This window comes from Dyadobacter sp. UC 10, from assembly GCF_008369915.1.
GTDB lineage: Bacteria > Bacteroidota > Bacteroidia > Cytophagales > Spirosomataceae > Dyadobacter.
The window spans coordinates 2975753-2994464 of sequence record NZ_VSRN01000001.1; the positions used below are offsets into that span (position 1 = coordinate 2975753).

At 46.2% G+C, this 18712-nt stretch carries 13 protein-coding genes; 9 read left to right on the plus strand and 4 right to left on the minus strand.

Annotated elements, in window-relative coordinates:
* Positions 1-9 precede the first annotated feature (9 nt).
* On the minus strand, positions 10-831 hold the full coding sequence (locus FXO21_RS12335) for a porin family protein (RefSeq protein ID WP_149640353.1): 822 nt from the start codon (positions 829-831) through the stop codon (positions 10-12).
* Positions 832-840: 9 nt separating this feature from the next.
* Complete coding sequence (locus tag FXO21_RS12340) at positions 841-1554, minus strand: hypothetical protein (RefSeq protein ID WP_149640354.1); 714 nt, start codon at positions 1552-1554, stop codon at positions 841-843.
* Between the two features lie 216 nt (positions 1555-1770).
* Between FXO21_RS12340 and FXO21_RS12345 the strand changes: the two genes are divergently transcribed.
* Positions 1771-3417 carry a hypothetical protein gene (locus tag FXO21_RS12345; RefSeq protein ID WP_149640355.1) on the plus strand — a complete coding sequence of 549 codons (1647 nt, stop codon included), beginning with the start codon at positions 1771-1773 and terminating at the stop codon, positions 3415-3417.
* Between the two features lie 36 nt (positions 3418-3453).
* Here the strand turns inward: FXO21_RS12345 and FXO21_RS12350 are convergent, their stop codons facing one another.
* Positions 3454-4512, minus strand: coding sequence for a PDDEXK nuclease domain-containing protein (locus FXO21_RS12350; RefSeq protein ID WP_149640356.1), 1059 nt, complete (start codon positions 4510-4512; stop codon positions 3454-3456).
* A 406-nt stretch (positions 4513-4918) separates the two neighbouring features.
* Here FXO21_RS12350 and FXO21_RS12355 point away from each other — a divergent pair, with 406 nt between their 5' ends.
* The 4 genes from FXO21_RS12355 to FXO21_RS12370 all read left to right on the plus strand — a co-directional run bounded on the left by FXO21_RS12355 (position 4919) and on the right by FXO21_RS12370 (position 9906).
* Positions 4919-6562, plus strand: a complete 1644-nt coding sequence (locus FXO21_RS12355; protein WP_149640357.1) for an arylsulfatase — start codon at positions 4919-4921, stop codon at positions 6560-6562.
* 92 nt (positions 6563-6654) lie between these two features.
* The gene (locus tag FXO21_RS12360) at positions 6655-7368 is read left to right on the plus strand and encodes a thioredoxin domain-containing protein (RefSeq protein ID WP_149640358.1); all 714 of its coding nucleotides are present in this window, start codon (positions 6655-6657) and stop codon (positions 7366-7368) included.
* 105 nt (positions 7369-7473) lie between these two features.
* Positions 7474-7995 carry a GNAT family N-acetyltransferase gene (locus FXO21_RS12365; protein WP_149640359.1) on the plus strand — a complete coding sequence of 174 codons (522 nt, stop codon included), beginning with the start codon at positions 7474-7476 and terminating at the stop codon, positions 7993-7995.
* Between the two features lie 174 nt (positions 7996-8169).
* Positions 8170-9906: a tetratricopeptide repeat protein gene (locus tag FXO21_RS12370; RefSeq protein ID WP_149640360.1), complete on the plus strand. Its 1737-nt coding sequence runs from the start codon at positions 8170-8172 to the stop codon at positions 9904-9906.
* An 868-nt stretch (positions 9907-10774) separates the two neighbouring features.
* Here FXO21_RS12370 and FXO21_RS12375 read toward each other — a convergent pair.
* Entirely contained in the window at positions 10775-11848 is a 1074-nt protein-coding gene (locus FXO21_RS12375) for a type I restriction endonuclease (protein WP_149640361.1), read from the minus strand.
* A 312-nt stretch (positions 11849-12160) separates the two neighbouring features.
* On the opposite strand from FXO21_RS12375, the gene FXO21_RS12380 reads away from it, so the two are divergent.
* The 4 genes from FXO21_RS12380 (at position 12161) to FXO21_RS12395 (ending at position 18682) form a co-directional block, all read left to right on the plus strand.
* Positions 12161-13102 (plus strand): hypothetical protein, encoded by a 942-nt coding sequence (locus FXO21_RS12380; protein WP_149640362.1) that lies wholly within the window; start codon positions 12161-12163, stop codon positions 13100-13102.
* Between the two features lie 370 nt (positions 13103-13472).
* The gene (locus FXO21_RS12385; RefSeq protein WP_149640363.1) at positions 13473-14588 is read left to right on the plus strand and encodes an acyltransferase family protein; all 1116 of its coding nucleotides are present in this window, start codon (positions 13473-13475) and stop codon (positions 14586-14588) included.
* A gap of 136 nt (positions 14589-14724) precedes the next feature.
* Positions 14725-15432 (plus strand): ATP-binding cassette domain-containing protein, encoded by a 708-nt coding sequence (locus FXO21_RS12390; protein ID WP_149640364.1) that lies wholly within the window; start codon positions 14725-14727, stop codon positions 15430-15432.
* A gap of 190 nt (positions 15433-15622) precedes the next feature.
* The gene (locus FXO21_RS12395; protein ID WP_149640365.1) at positions 15623-18682 is read left to right on the plus strand and encodes a glycoside hydrolase family 3 N-terminal domain-containing protein; all 3060 of its coding nucleotides are present in this window, start codon (positions 15623-15625) and stop codon (positions 18680-18682) included.
* Positions 18683-18712: the final 30 nt, after the last annotated feature.

The following is an 18712-nucleotide window of genomic DNA, read 5'->3' on the forward strand; positions in this document are numbered from 1 at the left end:
GAATGTTACTTACTTTCCGAAAAGCAGGCCTGCGGTCACTTCCAGCCTTCCGAGACCTTCGAACTCGTCCTTTCTGAGTTTGATGGTTTCTTTCCGGCCACCCGATTCCACATTGATTTTGGTGATAGTACTACTCAGCCACGCCAGGTTTAAAAACGCTTTGGCCGATTTGGCAACTCTGAAAGCATATCCCGCTTCCAGGCCCGCGCCAAGCGTGCCGCCCGTGATATGGAGGTCAGTTCCCAGGGATGTGAGTTGGTCGAGGTAGGATTGATAACCCAGATTAACCCCCAGGGAAATTTCATTATCTGACCGGAGTACAAGTCGATTGAGAGCCGAAATAGCGATGTAATGCATTTTAACCTTATCCTCAAAATCCGTGTCCTTGTACTGATAAGCGTTAAAGTTGTATTTAACACCCAAACCAAGCGGCTCGGAAATGAAATAGTGTATGTCGCCGCCCAGTGTGTAGCCGGATTTCATTTTGGTAAGATAATCTTTTACACCGGGGGCCACCTGGTCGCTGACCCGGGCAATGCGCCTTGAGTAACCGCCTTGTAACCGATACTGCCACCGGGTAAAGCCTGCCTCCCCCACATTTCTGACGCGTGTTTTATACAGACCCATCCGCTTTTCAGCAATGGAGTCGCTTGCTATCAGCGTGTTGGCTGATACTCCTTCCTTGATATAGTTGAAATAAACGTAACCGTCGCGTTCACGTGTTATTTTGCAAAAAATAGAATCACCGGCGGTTGTGACGATAAGATCCTGTGCCAGGCTACTGCCGGCCCGCATCAGGCAGACGAGCAAAATGAGTAATATTTGTTTCATGGAAGGGGGCTATTTGCGTTTGCTGAAATATTCACGTTTGCCGGTAGGACCATCTACAATATCCAGGGTAGGGCGGCCTACCAGTACGCCCATGCCAATTCCGCAGCGTAAATAGTATGTCCGGCCGATTTTGAACTCCACGGGGACGGAAGCCTTCGATTCGGTTTTGGCCCACAACTCGTAAGCTCCCTGGCTGCGGATCTCGATTTTTTGGCGGAATTTGTTGGTTACCCGGCAAATGACCGAGTCTCCCATGCTGACGTTATACGATACAAAAGCCCCGGCGCCACCGTTCCGGTACACATAAAGAATGGCGTGGTCGATCAGCGAGTCGGTTTCAACTTCTGCTTGCCGGAAAATACTGATTTGGTCCTGGCTGAGGCGCAATACTTCGGCGGTAATCCGGTGGCACGAGCTCATGAAGTTAGGCGTTTTGTGTTCGGTGACACGGATTGCGTTCCCGCCCGATTTTCTGGCTTCTTCTTTTGCCTTTTCCAATACTACCGAAAAGCTGCAGTTTGTAGTCATACCGGCATCGCCTACATGCACCGTACCGAGCAGTTCGGCCCCGGCTGGTGCGTCGGTTTCCTCGGGGATTGTCCATACCTCTTCCTTAAAATGGAGCGGCGGATATTTTTGTGCAATGTTGGTCCGGATTTTAGGGGCGCACCCGGCAAAAAGTAATGTGCAGACAGCAACTGCCGCAAGGAATTTGGTAAACATTTACTGATAGATAAAGAGATAAAAGGGTGATTTTGTAACCAAAAATACACAAATGATTGAGGCAGTTATTTATTTGTGTCAAATTAATTTTAAACAAATAATTCTAGTTATTCTTTTTATGGTACCAGTCACTTTAATGGAAATCCGATCGTGCAGAAGGGTAAGGTTCGTGCACAAACTTCTTTGAAACTGAGAACAACCAAACTGACCCTTAGCATGAAATATATGCCGCTGATGTTCCTCCTGTGCTTTGCATCCGCTATCAATGCCCAGCAAAAAACTCCTCTCGGGAATGTAGTGATATCATCTGAAAAAGGTGAAACGAGAATATATGAAGAGAATAGTCAACTGCGGATGAACGTATCGCCAAAGGATGTCCGCAAATATAAAACCGCCGGCCTGGTCCGGTACAGCGACTTTGGTGCGAAAGCCGATGGTAAAACGGACGATATTAATGCAATTGCTGCAACACACGCATTTGCCAATGCGCACGGTTTGCGGGTAAAAGCCGACGATAATGCTACCTACTATATTAGCGGAAAGGAGCGCACAGCTGTAATCCGGACCGATACTGATTTTGGTAAGGCGGCATTTATCATTGACGATACCGAAGTGCAAAATCGCCATGCGGCCGTTTTTACAGTCAGTTCAGCGCTCAAACCGTTTAACCTTCAAGCGGTAACTTCACTTAAACGGAACCAGGAAAAAATCGATGCGTCCTTGCCTGGCCCCTGTCTGATCACGGTCACGAATGCCAATGTAAAGCAATACATCCGGTTTGGGCTGAACCAGAATAATGGATCGTCACAGACTGACATTTTTGTAGTTGATAAAAATGGTAAGGTGGATATGAATGCACCGATCATCTGGGATTTTGATCAGATCACAGAAATTACCGCCCTCCCTATTGATGAAAATCCGCTGAAAATCACAGGCGGACGTTTCACCACCATTGCCAATAAAGCTGAATCGAAGTATACCTATTATAACCGTAACATCGCGATCAGGCGTTCAAATGTGATTGTCGATGGGCTGGAACACCGCATTACGGGCGAAGGCGATCATGGAGCACCTTATGGAGGTTTCATCAATATCGGCGACTGCTCTTATGTGACGGTCAAAAATACCGTGCTGACCGGACATAAGACTTACAGCACCATCGGCGCGGCCGGAAAGCCCGTCACAATGGGTACTTACGACCTTTCGGTTAACCGTGCGCTCAATGTTTCCTTTGTGAATTGCACCCAAACCAATGACATTAACGACAATACGTACTGGGGTATCCTCGGTTCCAACTTCTGCAAAAACCTGCTTTACGACCATTGTACGCTTTCCCGGTTTGACGCCCATCAGGGTGTAGCCAATGCCACGATCCGCAACTCTACGCTGGGGCATATGGGGATCAATGCGATTGGCAGCGGAATGTTACTGGTGGAAAATTCGACTATCAGGGGCAGGAGCATCGTCAACCTTCGTTCCGACTACGGCAGTACCTGGCAGGGAGAACTGGTGATCCGCAATTGTGTCTTTGTGCCTGCAAACGGAAAGCCGGGCAATGTTTCTCTGATCAGCGGATCGTACTCAGGGCAGCATGATTTCGGGTATACCTGCTATATGCCTCAAAAAATCACCATTGAAAACCTGCGGATCGAAGACTCGCAGCATCCTGAAAATTATCAGGGCCCGGCTATTTTCACCAACTTCAACCCGGAAATGAAGGATGACTCTTACCAGGAGAAATTTCCCTATGTAAAAACCAGAGAGGTTGTATTAAGGAATGTAACAACCGCCAGCGGCAAGGCAGTGCGGGTTAGCGATAACACTTTTATGTTTAAGGATGTAAGGATTGAGGGGATTAAATGAGCGTAATATTCCGATTGATTCTTCGCCAAATATTTTTCAGGTATTTGCAAAAAGCAGATGCAACTTTTGTTGTAATACGTTTCGGTCGGGTAGTTGTGTTTTATATTCTGCGACCAGTGCAGGGGAAAGATTTCTGCTCAGGGCATATTCGACAACTTCTGAATCTTTGTCTTTACAAAGCAAAATTCCGATACTGGGATTTTCATTATCCTTTTTAACATCGCGGTCCAAAGCTTCCAGGTAGAAGTTCAATTGGCCCAAATGTTCGGGTTTGAATTTGTCCGCTTTTAACTCAAAGGCAACCAAGCACTGTAAACCACGATGATAAAAAAGTAAATCTAGTTTAAAGTCGCTATTTCCAACTTGAAGGCGATATTCTTCCCCTATAAAAAGAAAATCCCTTCCTAGCTCCAGAATAAAGCTCTTCATCTGACTAATAATCGCTTTCTGAAGTGTGGTTTCTTCGTGAGGCTCGGGAATGTTCAAAAATTCCAGAATATAACTGTCCTTAAATACATTGCTGAGATCCTGTTTTAGTTCTTTCAACGCGGGAGGATGATTGTAGTTACCTAGCATGACCCGTTCGAATGTTCCACTATTAATTTGTCTCTCCAGCTGTTTTACAGAGTATCGTTCCTGAATGCAAAGACGCAAATAATATTCCCGCTCTTCCTCTGTTTTAGCTCTCGACAGCAATATCAAATGGTGCGTCCAGCTAAGTTGTGTTAGTAACGAATCTCTTATACCTCCATTTTCAAATTGTGTCATCGCCGATGACACAATTTCATTCACTTTTTCATTGCCTTGTTTGGGAGGAGCTGAAAGTATTTTACTGCTGGCATAGGTTTCATAAAATTGTTTCATTCTGTACAAACCACGCCGACTGAAACCCTTTAATTCCGGGTGACTTACTTTCAGGTAATTTGCCAGTTCATCTACGGTTTTTTCACCCCACGAAGCAGCTTCTATTTTGCTACTAATATGTTGCCCAATAAGCCAATAGAGATTGATAAGCGCGGTGTTAACCGATTGGATAGCGTTTTCCCTGGCGTAGTGGATTAGCTCAATAATATCGGAAAATCTGTTCTCAGGCATAGTGCGTTGTTTTGTCTGGTGAAAACTAAACGATTTGGGCTTAATGGTTACAAACTTGCACGAAACACGATCGCCGCAACTCTACTTGCACACATCAGCGGAAATTTCGAACAAATTTCTTTTTTCTTCAAATATTAAAAGTTTACTTTGTCTATCAAATTAATAGGATACTCTGTTAGCCACCAACAGAGATAACTCTTTTAAGTATTTATCATATCTACTTATGAATGCACATTCAGAACGGATAATTTTTGCGAAGATCATGGTGGCTCCTATCTGCATTTTACCGGCACCGCTTGGTCGCTGTTGTTGATCCTGCATGGGTCTGCACACCGTCGCACATTTAACTCTTGAGGCGTCTTCTCAGGGCGCGTCCTCTGTTACATTTTTTTAAGCTACTCTTCCTATGAGGATTTCTACATTCTTTACTATTGCATTATTGGGCCTTTCCGGAGCATATGCACAGAAAAAGTCCGCCCCAGACCAACGCCCGAACATTATCCTCATTATGGTCGACGACCTGGGATATTCCGACATTGGCGCCTACGGTTCGGAAATTAAAACGCCCAATATTGACCAGCTTGCGAGCGAGGGCATCCGTTTCCGCGAATTTTACAACAATTCCATCTGCGCCCCGACCCGGGCGTCGCTCATTACCGGGCAGTATCCGCACAAAGCGGGAGTAGGTTATTTCAATGTAAATCTGGGCCTCCCGGCCTATCAGGGTTACCTCAATAAGGAATCGCTCACGTTCGGCGAGGTATTGCAAAAGGCTGGTTACAGTACCTTGCTCAGCGGAAAATGGCACGTGGGGAACGATAGTCTGGCCTGGCCAAACCAGCGTGGTTTCGACCGTTTTTACGGTTTTATCAATGGCGCCAGTAATTATTTTGATATTGGTAAATATGGTAAAGGCCCGAAGGTTGAGCTGGTTGAAGATAACAAACGTATCCATCTGCCACCCGGTAAATACCTGACCGACGAGATTGCCGACCATGCGATTTCCTTCATCGAAGCGCAAAGCAAAACGCCGAAACCGTTCTTTCTATACCTGGCTTTCAATGCGCCGCACTGGCCGCTGCAGGCTTATGAAGAGGATATTGCCAAATACAAAGGCAGATATAGTATCGGCTGGGATTCGCTTAGAAATGAACGGATTGAGCGGCAAAAGGCGATCGGGATCACAGATCCAAAACAAGCCCTGGCTAATCGCGATCCGGACGTAACACCCTGGGAGAATGTGCCTTATGATGAAAAATTACTTTGGGAACGTAAAATGGAGATTTACGCAGCAATGGTCGACCGCGTAGATCAGAACATTGGCAAGCTGCGTGAGAAGTTGAAGGCATTGAAAAAAGACGATAACACACTCATTGTCTTTATCTCGGATAATGGGGCGCAGGGAGGATATGCCGGTGCGTCGGCGCGCAGGCCGCAGCGCAATTCCGGTCCGGCGGGGTCGGCCGGATCTTATGCGTACCAGGACCAACCCTGGGCATATGTTTCCAACACGCCGCATGCGAGCTACAAAAACAATATGCATGAAGGTGGGATCAGCGCGCCGTTTATCGCCTGGTTTCCCAAACAAATCAAGGCAGGCACCATTGCGAAAGGCACGGCACATTTAATAGATCTTGCACCCACATTTTACGATCTGGCAAAAGCTACTTACCCTGCTGCCGAAAAGGGTGTCCAGATCAACCCGCTGCCGGGGAAGAGCCTCGTGCCGGTACTCACAGGTAAAGCCGGCGAAGTAGAGCGGGGTGAGCCTATTTTCTGGGAGCGCGCCGGCAACCGGGCCGTCCGCAAAGGCAAATGGAAAATCGTGTCAACCTATCCTTCCTACAAATGGGAGCTTTATGATCTGGAAACTGATCGCGGCGAAACAGCGGACATTGCCGGCAGCAGAACAGATATCGTAAATGAACTGTCGGCTGACTATGCAAAATGGGCCGAGCGGACCGGGGTTGTGGATTACGAAAAGATCAAGCCGGCCAACCCGATCGGTGCGCCAGCTGCACGGCCGAACAGGCGCCCGCCAACTTTTTGACCTGGCGTATATACTATTACGTTTTTGCCTGAAACTAAAATACCAAATCTGCGCCGGAATGAATGATACAACTTCTAAACTGTAATTTGAAAATGAAAAATCTGAGACTTTTAATCTTGTTGATGCTGGTTGGTATGACCAATGCATTCTCACAAACTACAAAACGCGACCTACTGTCCTTTGAAGCATTCGAAGCTAAATTGAAAGCCGCGGGAAAGGATGCACAGATCCTGGACGCACGGCTCCCGGAGGAATACGCCCAGAACCACCTTGAAAAAGCGATCAGTTTCAATGTTAAAGATAAGAGCGATTTCGACAGGCAATCCGCAAAGCTGGAAAAGGACAAACCAACTTTCATCTATTCGATAGGTAACGGGCGCAGCGGCATGCTTGCCAGGGATTTACGAAACGCGGGCTTCAGGGACGTGACCGAGATCCCGGGCGGCCTGAGCAAATGGATCGGGCTCGGCAGGCCTGTGGTTTCAACGACGGGAAAAGGGCTTTCGCTCGACGAATATCAGGCTTCTCTCCAAAGTGATAAGCTGGTCCTGGTCGATTTCGGATCACGCTACTGCCCGGGCTGCAAAAGACTCGATCCGACGATTGATTCGATCAAAACTGAGCAGGCTTCGACTGTGAAGGTGATCAAGATTGAGGCTTATGAGAATAAAAGCCTGGTGAAAGAATTGGGTGTTATTGGTCTTCCTACTCTAATACTTTACCGGAACAAACAGATAGTTTGGGAGAAAAAGGGAGCTACCTCCAAGGCCGAGATCGAGGCAGTCCTTAAAGGTCAGACTTTATGATAAAGTAATCGCCAGTCTTACTAGCTTTGCTCTGCGGGCCAATGCTGTTTGCACGTTGCAGCATGACCTTTCTTATAAAACTTTTGTAAAAAAAGTACGCATTGAATGGAGCAGATAAGGATAATAAAAGCGAATGCCGAAAGTCTGGCAATGGTGCAGCAGATCAGCAGAGAAACATTTTTTGAGACGTTTGCAGAAGCTAATACGGAGGCAGATATGAATAAATACCTGGCCGAGAATTTCAGCGAAGCGAAAATGTCTGCTGAGCTCAACAATGCGGAATCGCAATTCTTCATGGCCTGGCTCGGCGAAAATCCGGTCGGATATATGAAATTAAATACTGGCCACGCGCAAACGGAATTGAAGGATTCGGCTTCCATTGAAATCGAGCGTATTTACGTAAAAAGTGCCTTTCACGGTAAAAAAGTGGGTCAGCTATTGTATGACAAAGTACTCCAAACAGCACAGCAGGAACAGAAAGCATACATCTGGCTGGGTGTTTGGGAAGAGAATCTGAAAGCGATCCGGTTCTATGAAAAGAATGGCTTTGTCGCATTTGACAAACACATCTTTAAATTTGGTGAAGATGAGCAGACGGATATTATGATGAAGAAGATATTGTTGTAGTGTAAGATAGCTGCGCCTGCACACCGCGGTCACTTTCAGCTATTCGAATTACATGAGACACCGTTAAGTAATAAAATAGCATAACTTGCTGATTTGCAGTGTTACGCTGGTTATCTTTATGCTTATCGGTCCGAGTAGTCTTTCATGTAATTCCTCACTTAACCTTCGTTTTCTATGAAGCCCGGCTATTGTTATCTCGCATTGATCGCTTTTATAACTTTGGCCTGTTTCAAGAAACAGGAGAAGAAAGAAAACCAACCGTCTGACAGTACTTTGGGGATCACGGCTTGTTACAATCCCAAAATCACCGACCTGGAGTGGTATAGTTCGGGGAAAAAAGCACCGCGGCTCGAAGGATTGAAAGGCATCGATTTTAAAATTTCCACCTCTAACCCGGAAGCACAGGCATATTTCAACCAGGGAATGATGCTGGCCTACGGCTTTAACCATGCCGAAGCCGCACGGTCGTTTTATGAAGCGATCCGGCTTGATTCGACCTGTGCCATGGCCTACTGGGGGTTTGCCTATGTATTGGGTCCCAACTACAATGCGGGGATGGAGGAGGGTAACTTTCAGCGTGCCTGGGAGGCGGGACAAAAGGCGCAATCTTTGGCGGCCAGATGTACCCCCAAAGAACGCGCACTCATCGGGGCACTTGCGGCCAGGTATGCAAAAGTACCGCCGGCCGACAGGGGACCTCTGGACATGGCGTACTCCAGGGCTATGGAGAAAGTATACGCGCAATATCGCTCAGATCCGGATGTCGGAGCCTTGTATGCGGAGTCACTGATGGACCTGCACCCGTGGGATTTGTATGAGAAAAGTACGAAAGCCCCCAAATCGTGGACACCGGCAGTAACAGCAACTCTCGCAGATCTCCTGAAAAAGAACCCACGGCATGCGGGCGTGAATCACCTCTTTATTCACGCCTATGAGGCCTCAGCTACACCGGAAAAAGCCATCAGGTCTGCCGCGCTGCTCGATTCACTGGTCCCCGGGGCCGGGCACCTGCTTCACATGCCGTCGCACATTTACATCAACACCGGTGATTACCACCTTGGCTCGCTCTCAAATATCCGTGCCGTGAAAGCCGATAGCGGCTACATCACGGCTTGTTATGCACAGGGAGCTTATCCACTCGCTTATTTTCCGCACAACTATCATTTTCTGGCAGCTACGGCGACGATGGAAGGGAATTCGCACCTGGCTTGGTTGGCCGCCAGAAAGGTTCAGCAGTACACGGCGAAGGAGGTTATGCGGACACCCGGCTGGGGCACGCTCCAGCATTATTATACAATACCCTATTACATAGCAGTGAAGTTTTCGATGTGGGACGACATTCTTTCGATGCCACGACCTGCCGATGGCCTGGTATATCCGCAGGCGATCTGGCATTACGCAAGGGGCATGGCTTTCCTGGGTAAACATGACCTGGTCAATGGGCGGGAAGAGTTGAGCAAGCTTAGTTCGCTGGCTGCAGATACAACTTTGCAGGACCTTACTATCTGGAACATCAACACGACCGCCGACCTGGTACAGATCGCTTCCAAAGTTTTGTCGGCAGGGATTGCTGTGCAGCAAAACCAACTCGACAAGGCTACTGCCCTGCTGGGTGAAGCCATTTCCATTGAAGATAAACTTAACTATAACGAGCCGCCAGACTGGTTTTTCTCTGTCCGGCACCACCTCGGAGCGGTATTGCTCAAAGTCGGGAAAAGTACAGAGGCAGAAAAGGTTTACCGGCAGGATCTGCTGTCGTGGAAGAAAAACGGCTGGGCGCTGATCGGTCTTTACAATTCTCTGGTACAGCAAAAGAAATCCGCTGAAGCCCAAGCCGTCAAATCTGCCTTTGACGAATCGTGGCAATACGCTGACACAAAAATCACAAGGTCATCGAGTATCTTGGATTAAGGTTTTTGCAAAGCGTAAGCTTGTTACATTGAGCACCAAAGCTCAGTAAAGTACGGAAGCGGGAGTGTCTGTACTTCGTGATTTCTATTCTGGTAAACATTTTACCCCATTCGGACAGTTCTGGGGGTGTTTCGTCCTTTGCCTCACGGATGCTGATATAAAACGAGCTAGTTTTACGTACTCAGCCCGCTCAACCGCAACGTTCAACATTCTCACAAAAACAAATGGCCCCAGCATCGCGCTCCCGTATTTGCACGCATTTATCGCGCCGTCGTCTCCTGCGCAGATAACAACACACCCGTTCCCGAAATCCGACCGGGAAAGTCAGCATGAAAAGATAGAAAACTGTTTGGGGCAGGGTCATTGCCGACCTGCCAAGAGTCTATTACTTTAGGTTTGTTATATTGCAAGAAAAGACCCTGAGGTTCGGGGTCTTTTTCTTGCGTAAGTTTTCGCTTGCAAATTTTTCTTTAACTCGCTTAAACTACGCCTTCCGCTTATCGTTTCTTAATGTCGAACAGGCTCCTACTCTCTCATATCACTAAGTAAATCCGCTTGCAAAGTTGTCGGGTGAGAACGGAATTGCCTGGGGTATGCAAATGTTGATGGTTGGCCCTTAGGGTTAGTAATACCTTTTAGGATTTATTACTAAAATTTTAAGTCGCATGATGGCTGAGCATTCCCATATTATGTGTTTATAAAAAATGCTGGTGACGAGATCATCTTATTTGTACCAAAAAGTGTTAATAGTCATTGGGGGAAATGGCATTCAGAACAGAACGAGTTGGAAGATTTTTTCACAAGACAGATAGTTTTTTTACAAATCCCGAACCTCTTCGGGCTCGTTGCATTTGTTGTAAAATGGGCACTATTTGATATAGATTTCAACAGTGTTATCGAGCTCCTTTCCAAAATTGTAGATTTCATCCAGTGATTTAATCTCTACCTTTGTCTCTTTTTTCTCAGCGTCAAATAGCCCGATGTATTTCTTGCTTGGACTATTGAGGTAAAGGCGACACAGTGGCTTGCGATTGTTGTCATCTAGAAAAATGGCAAAATATGACAGAGCATCCCGATGAGTAATGCGATTCGACTGCACTTTCTGTCTTAGAAGAGACCTTACGATATAGAATCCTTCAAGTTCTTCCTGAGTGGTGACAACTTCTTTGTCTTGCTGACTTGGGCTGGCTGTAAGAGTACCGGGCGCAGGTTCCTCCTGAATCGGTGCATCGTTACTGGATATCGCCGACTTTAACCGATCATTAATGGTGTCATTAATGATATTTGTAATGGTCCGCTTAACCAGAGATCGAAAAGACTCCAATACTTTCGATGTCACTACTGAAGGATAAACTTGTTTCGCAAAGTATTTAACAAACTCGTCATTTGGTTCAGAGAATTCTTGGCTAACCAAATGACGGATTTCATTGATGTATTTTAGATCACTCGCGGACTGATATATGTTGTCTACATCAAAGTAAGCTTTGTGAAACTCTTTGAGCTTTTCGATCTGACCATCCTTAATCTCCTCAATATTGAATTCCAGAAATGGCTTTTCGTCCATTTTGTTAGGCTCGACGAGATCAGTATAAAACCTGAATATCAAACCATTTGTCAGGATTGAAAACTTTGCTTTTGAAACGTGGAAGTATCGAAGTAATTGACCGTCATGTACATCGAGCTTTTGCTTCCAATGCTTACATTCGACCAGAATTATAGGGCTGCCGTCTCGAAAAATAGCGTAGTCTATCTTCTCGCCTTTTTTAATTCCAATGTCGCAAATAAATTCTGGTATGACTTCCAGAGGGTTAAATACATCATAGCCGAGAACTTGAAGAAACGGCATAATGAATGCATTCTTCGTTGCTTCTTCAGTATGAATATTGTCTTTCAGTTTTGATACCCGATCGCTGAATTGCTTGATTTGATCTTTGAAGTCCATTTCTGATATTAGGTTTACATAAATGGTTTTTCAAGTTTCTCAATGCTCTTATTTACTCACGGCATTTATTAAACGGTCGCAAAAACATATCCGAAACCGTTGGCTTTTTTTATCCTGCTTCAAAAAAATATTCCCCAATATTTACTTCACGAACATTATTAAAATTTTATGGTGCTCATGTTAGAACTTGGATTTGAATGGGAGGGCTGTTGGCGAAACTCGTTTTTTATTGTTACAGCATCGGCCACGCAGAGAAATTTTAACCTCAGATCTTCTTGTTTTACAATAAAGTCTTTCAAACCTTGCATTCCAATGAAAAGACTTCTGCTCCTGATCTTCGCAATCCTTGTACTGCATGCATGCGGCTCATCTGAGCAGTATTTTCTCGATGAGGCTATTCCGCGTTTGCAAACTCCCGCCGATCAAATTGCCAGTCTGCGCACGAAATGGCGTGATGGTAGCCATATCGAAACGGTCTTTTATGACCATGAAGGCCGGGTTATTGAAAAATTCAATTTCGGAAGGTCGTCTTCGAAAGAGCTGCATCATTACGAAGGCGGCCTGCAAAAGAGAAGCATTTACTATGATCATAGCGATAGCTCGGCACCTGGCTATGTGTCGGTTGATACGGTGACGCGGGAGTTTGATGCGAATGGCAGGCTGGTTTCGGAAACGCACATTCGGGGTGCATTGCCGGAGTCAAAAAGTGACTCCTATGCGCGACATTTGACGTACACGGCCAAAGGGGATACAATAGAAAGGCTGGAAGGCATTGACGGGAACAACTCACAATTGGCTCATATCGATCGATGGGAGCGGGACGAGAAAAACCGTTTGAAGCGCCATTACCTGCTTTATGTGATGAGTTCGCCTGATTCTGCTCATCCAGATACTGTCAATCACTTTTCCCAAAAGTTTGCATATGACTCGGATGGAAGACTGGCACTGGCCTGGTTTGACTACATGTATCTTGGCAAATTCTACATCGTCCAGGGGCCGGACAGTATCTGGTACCGCTACAATTCTCAAAATCAACTCTCGGAAGAGGAACACATTTACACAACTGATATGCGAAATAAGCGGGAAGTGGATACAACTAATCTGTCGCGTCAGGATAGCGAATCAGTCAATTACTTTCGGAATAGCTTTATTACCAATGCATATGGACAAAGCAATGCGAGATATATGATTAGGTATAAATATGAAAAGTTTGATCCTTCCAGGCACGGCAAGCTCATTATACCTTCGAACTAAGGTGATATGTGGTTGTACGTTCGGCTGGAGCGATTTGATTTGTTATCGTGTGAGAGTGGGGCTTGGGGTAATTGCCGAAATCTTCATAAATCCGGACAACAAAAAAAGGTCCCGATTTATCGCGACCCTTATTAGCGTTTCTGATTTTTGAATATGGTTAGATATTTCTGGACTTTTGGACGCTAAATCCGCTACATACGCAATTGAATTGGCACAGGCGCAAGTATCTAAGAAGTAAGTTACAGTCATTTAAAATTTAAACACCGGGTATTAGTGGTATTATTTAACATCTTTACAGTAAACCTTATTAGTTTTATTTTAAATTGTCACCCTTTGGCCAAATTTTATTTCCCTTCCTTTTTCTAATCAAATGAAAGATAGTACTCCTCCGCAAAGGCTGTTGTCGCTGGACACATTGCGCGGCTTTGATATGTTTTGGATTTCCGGCGGCGAAGAAATTTTTCATGTGCTCGCAAAAGTTACCGGCTGGTCCTGGGCGATCGTGATCGCTCACCAGTTCACCCACCCTGACTGGAACGGCTTTCGTGCTTACGACCTGATCTTCCCGACTTTCCTGTTTATGGCTGGAGTGTCCACACCATTCTCGCTCGGAAGTCGCCTTGAGAAAGGGGTACTGCAATCGGAGCTACTCCGAAAAGTTGTGCAGCGGGGCATTTTGCTGGTGTTCCTGGGCATTATTTACAACAACGGAATTTTCCAGACCGAATGGCATGATATGCGCTACCCTAGTGTACTGGCGCGCATTGGTCTCGCGGGCATGTTCGCACAGATCATCTATTTGTATACAGGCAAGAAAGCCCGCTGGATCTGGTTTGCCGGCCTGTTGGTTGGCTACTATCTTTTTATGGCGTTTTATCCGGTACCAGGCTGCGGCGCCGGACTCATGACGATGGAGTGTAATCCGGCCAGCTATTTTGACAGAATGATTATCCCCGGCCGCCTCCATTTGACGATCCACGACCCGGAAGGATTGATATCCACAATCCCGGCGATAGCAACCGGATTGATGGGAATTTTTGCGGGTGAACTTTTACGTACGAGCGAGGATACCATTTCAAAAAACACGAAAGTATCCTATCTTATTTTTGCAGGAATTATCAGCTTGCTGGTTTGTCTGGTGTGGGATTACTTTCTCCCGATCAACAAGAATTTGTGGACCAGCTCGTTTGTGCTTTGTGCGGGCGGATTCAGCGTGTTGCTGCTGGCATTGTTCTATTGGCTGGTGGATGTTTTGAACTATCGCAAATGGACTTTGTTTTTTGTGGTAATAGGAATGAACTCCATCGTGATCTACATGGTCGGAAGCTTCATTTCATTTGGCTACACAGCAAATGCATTGTTTGGCGGCATATTAAGCTATTTCCCCGAGCCGGTGGAAGCAGTAGGTGAAATCATCGCATTCATAGCTGTCCAGTGGGCATTTATGTATTTACTTTTTAGAAATAAGCTGTTTTTGAAAGTATGAAGAATGGAGGAAGGAAGAAAGGGACGAAGGAGGAAGGAGGAAGGAGGAAGGGAAAAAGTATATGTTCTTCCTCCTTTCCTCCATCCTCCTTTCCTCCATCCTCCCTTTCCTCCCCAGTTTAATCAATCATTAAAATATGTCAATATCGGTAACTAACCTGACCAAAACTTACGGCGCGCAGCGGGCTATTGATGGGATTTCTTTTTCGTTGAAAAAAGGAGAGATCGTTGGTTTTCTGGGACCTAATGGTGCAGGGAAGTCTACGACGATGAAAATTTTGACCGGCTATCTCAAACCTACCGAAGGAGCCGCAAGGGTTTCCGATTTTGACGTAGTAAGCCAACCGATGCCGGCAAGAAAATCGGTCGGATACCTGCCCGAACACAATCCGCTCTACCTGGATATGTATGTTACCGAGTTTCTTTTGTTTTCGGGAAAACTTTATGGAATGCACGGAACTGCATTGAATGCAAGGATGGGCGAAGTGGTGGCTATGTGCGGACTTGAAGCCGAAAAGCGCAAAAAGATCGGTCAGCTTTCCAAAGGATACCGGCAGCGTGTCGGACTGGCCCAGTCGTTTCTGCACGACCCCCAAGTACTCATTCTCGACGAACCTACTACCGGCCTTGATCCAAATCAATTACAGGAAATCAGGGAAGTGATCCGTACCGCCGGGCAAAATAAAACCGTTCTTTTCTCGACCCACATCATGCAGGAAGTAGAGGCACTGTGCGACCGGGTGATCATTATCAACAAAGGCCGCGTCGTCAATGACAGTTCGCTGGAAAGCCTGCGCCAGAATGGCAAATCACTGGAAGACACATTCCGCATGCTGACACAATAAGCTGATCCTCAAAAGGGTAGTTGTTGTAGCTATAATCGGAAAGGCAATTATTAGAATTGTATTAAAACCGAGATATTGTTGCATTTAGTGAGTATAAAATTTGTTATTATTGTGACTATCGAAAATCTGAGATGTTTATTTCGAAGCAGAACAACCTAACATTCCCTCGTTAAAGTCAGTGATTTCAGGTATGAAGAAATGGTTTTTTAGCCGATTTCGTGTAGCGTTAAGCATTATCCTGCTTGTTATTTTAAGTACGATGGTTTCCGTAGCCTGGAAGTTCATGGGTACGCGGATACCAGCTATGATGCCTGCCAGTAACGAGTCTATAAAAAAGCAGGTTAAATCTCCCCGAAAAAAAGCCGATCCTGTTCTCGTACTTCCCGAAAACCAGTGGGTAGACAGTACACTCAATACTTTAAACATTGACCAGAAAATCGGTCAGCTGCTGATGGTGGCTACCTACTCCAATCGCGACGAATCTCATTACAATTATATCGACAAGCTGGTCAACGATTTCCATATCGGCGGACTGATCTTTTTTCAGGGCGGCCCGGTAGCCCAGGCTTCGCTCACCAACCGGTACCAGGCCCACACTGATATTCCACTCTTTATAGGCATTGACGGCGAATGGGGATTGGGAATGCGACTGGACAGCACCATTTCATTTCCAAAACAAATGGTTTTGGGCTCCATTCAAAACGACGAGCTGATTTACCTGATGGGCCGCGATATTGCGAAACAATGCCAGAGAATGGGTATTCACATCAACTTTGCACCCGTTTCAGATATCAATAATAACCCCGCAAACCCGGTTATCGGAATACGCTCTTTTGGTGAAGACCGCGATAATGTAACCAGAAAGGCGATTGCTTACATGAAAGGGCTGCAACACAATAAGGTGATCGCAACTGCAAAGCATTTTCCGGGTCACGGCGATACCGACGCGGATTCGCACTTTACATTGCCCGTACTGAACCATTCCATCGAACAACTTCAGGAAACGGATTTGTACCCCTACCGTGCCATGATCGCCGACAGCCTGATGGGCGTCTTGAGCGGCCACCTGAATATTCCGGCTCTGGATAACAACCCACAGCAGGCCAGTTCGCTTTCCGACAAAGTGGTTACGCAGCTTTTAAGAAAAGACCTTGGATTCCGCGGATTGGTCTTCACCGATGCGATGAATATGAAAGGTGTTTTGAAAAACGGCAAACCAGCGGACGTGAACCTGAAAGCACTGGTGGCCGGAAATGATATATTGCTCTATCCCGAGAACATCGCCGAAACAGTTTCAAAAATCAAGAATGCGATCGATCAGAAAATCATCAGCGAAAAAATCATCGATGATAAAGTAAAACGCGTGCTGCAGGCGAAGTACTGGGCTGGCTTAAACCAATATAGGCCGGTTGAAATCAACAATTTGTATGCGGATTTGAATAAAGAAAGCAGCAAAGAACTTTATCGCGCATTGTGTGAAGCTTCTGTTACTGTTGTTAAAAATGACAATAACCTGATTCCGATCGGCTCGGTAATCGATAACAATATGGCTTCCGTGAGCATTGGAGAAGGTAATAATGCTTCCTTTCAGAAAATGCTTTCGGTATACAAGCCAATGCGGTCTTACTCTTTCTACGAAAGCCCGTCGTCACAGGACCAGATTACAGAAATGCTGAACTACCTCGATCCTTACAATACGGTAGTTGTTGATATTCATGGTATATCTTCCAATCCGGCGAAAAACTATGGGGTGACCAAAGGCATGACGGATTTTGTCAGTCAGCTGAAACAACAGAATAAAAAGGTTATTCTATGTCTTTTTGGGACACCTTACAGTATTGGTTTTTTTCCTGAAACCGACGTTCTGATCTGTGCAAATCAGGATGGAAAAGACCAGCAGGAAATTGTACCGCAGATTATTTTCGGCGCATTGAGTTCGCAGGGTCAATTACCGGTTTCTGTACTGAGCTATAAATCAGGCACCGGAGTAAGTACGACGACCATCAACAGGATCGCATTCGGTACGCCGGAAAGTGTAGGTATGGACGCAGCCTCATTGAAAAGGATAGACGAAATCGCTACCGCAGCAATGAACGACCGTGTTTTTCCGGGATGTGAGGTTTTGGTTGCGAGAAGGGGAAAAATCGTTTATGACAAACAATTCGGCGGGCTCAATTACCGCACTCCTGAACGTGTTACCTCTGAAACCATTTACGATCTGGCATCGGTGACGAAAGTATCGGCGACCTTACAGGCGATCATGCTGCTTTATGATCGCAAGCAAATCGACCTGGATACAAAAGCATCTGCATACCTGCCCGAACTGGCTGGCACAAACAAACAGAATTTCACGATCCGGGATCTACTGTTACACCGGTCGGGGCTGGTATCATTCTATCCCCCGCTTTGGGACCGGACCAAAACGAGTGCGGGAGGCTTGTTACCTGAATATTACAGCTCCAGATCCGACACTTCCTATTATCTGCAGGTAGCGCCCAAGCTTTACGCGAAGGCCGCATTACGTGATTCTGTCTGGAAATGGGTAATACAATCGCCGATGAATAACAGCCGGCAACGGTCGGGCAGTTACGGTTATCTGTATAGTGATCTTGGCTTCCTGACGCTTCAAAAAATTGTAGAACGAGTGACGGGACAAACGCTGGATGTTTTTGTATCGGCCAATATTTATGAGCCGCTGGGGCTTTCTTACCTGGGTTTCAATCCGCTAAGCCGCTTTCCTGAAAAGCAAATTGCTCCCACCGAACAGGATTACCGGTTCAGAGGACAGTTGCTGCAAGGTACAGTTCACGATCAAATGGCCGCTATCGTGGGCGGTGTCGCCGGGCATGCAGGCTTGTTTGGTACCGCGAGAGACCTTGCCATTTTGTTCCAAATGAATTTATGGAAAGGCAATTATGCCGGGAAGCGCTATTTTGAGCAGGGCACAGTTCCGTTCTTTTCAAGAATTTATGATGAATCCCATCACCGCGGGCTCGGCTGGGACAAAGCCCCCCTGGACGGGAACAGCTCGTACGTATCTTCGCAAGCGTCGATCAATTCTTTTGGGCACACCGGCTTTACCGGGACGATGGTTTGGGCGGATCCGGAGGAAGAGCTGCTTTTTGTTTTCCTTTCCAACAGGGTCAACCCGGATGCCGAAAATACAGGTATTACCACTCAGCGGACACGTCGCAGGATCCAGGATGTGGTATACAGTTCTTTACGTGAGCGAAAAAGTCAGCTTCCTTAATGTGGTTTAAATGTATTTGAAAAATATCTC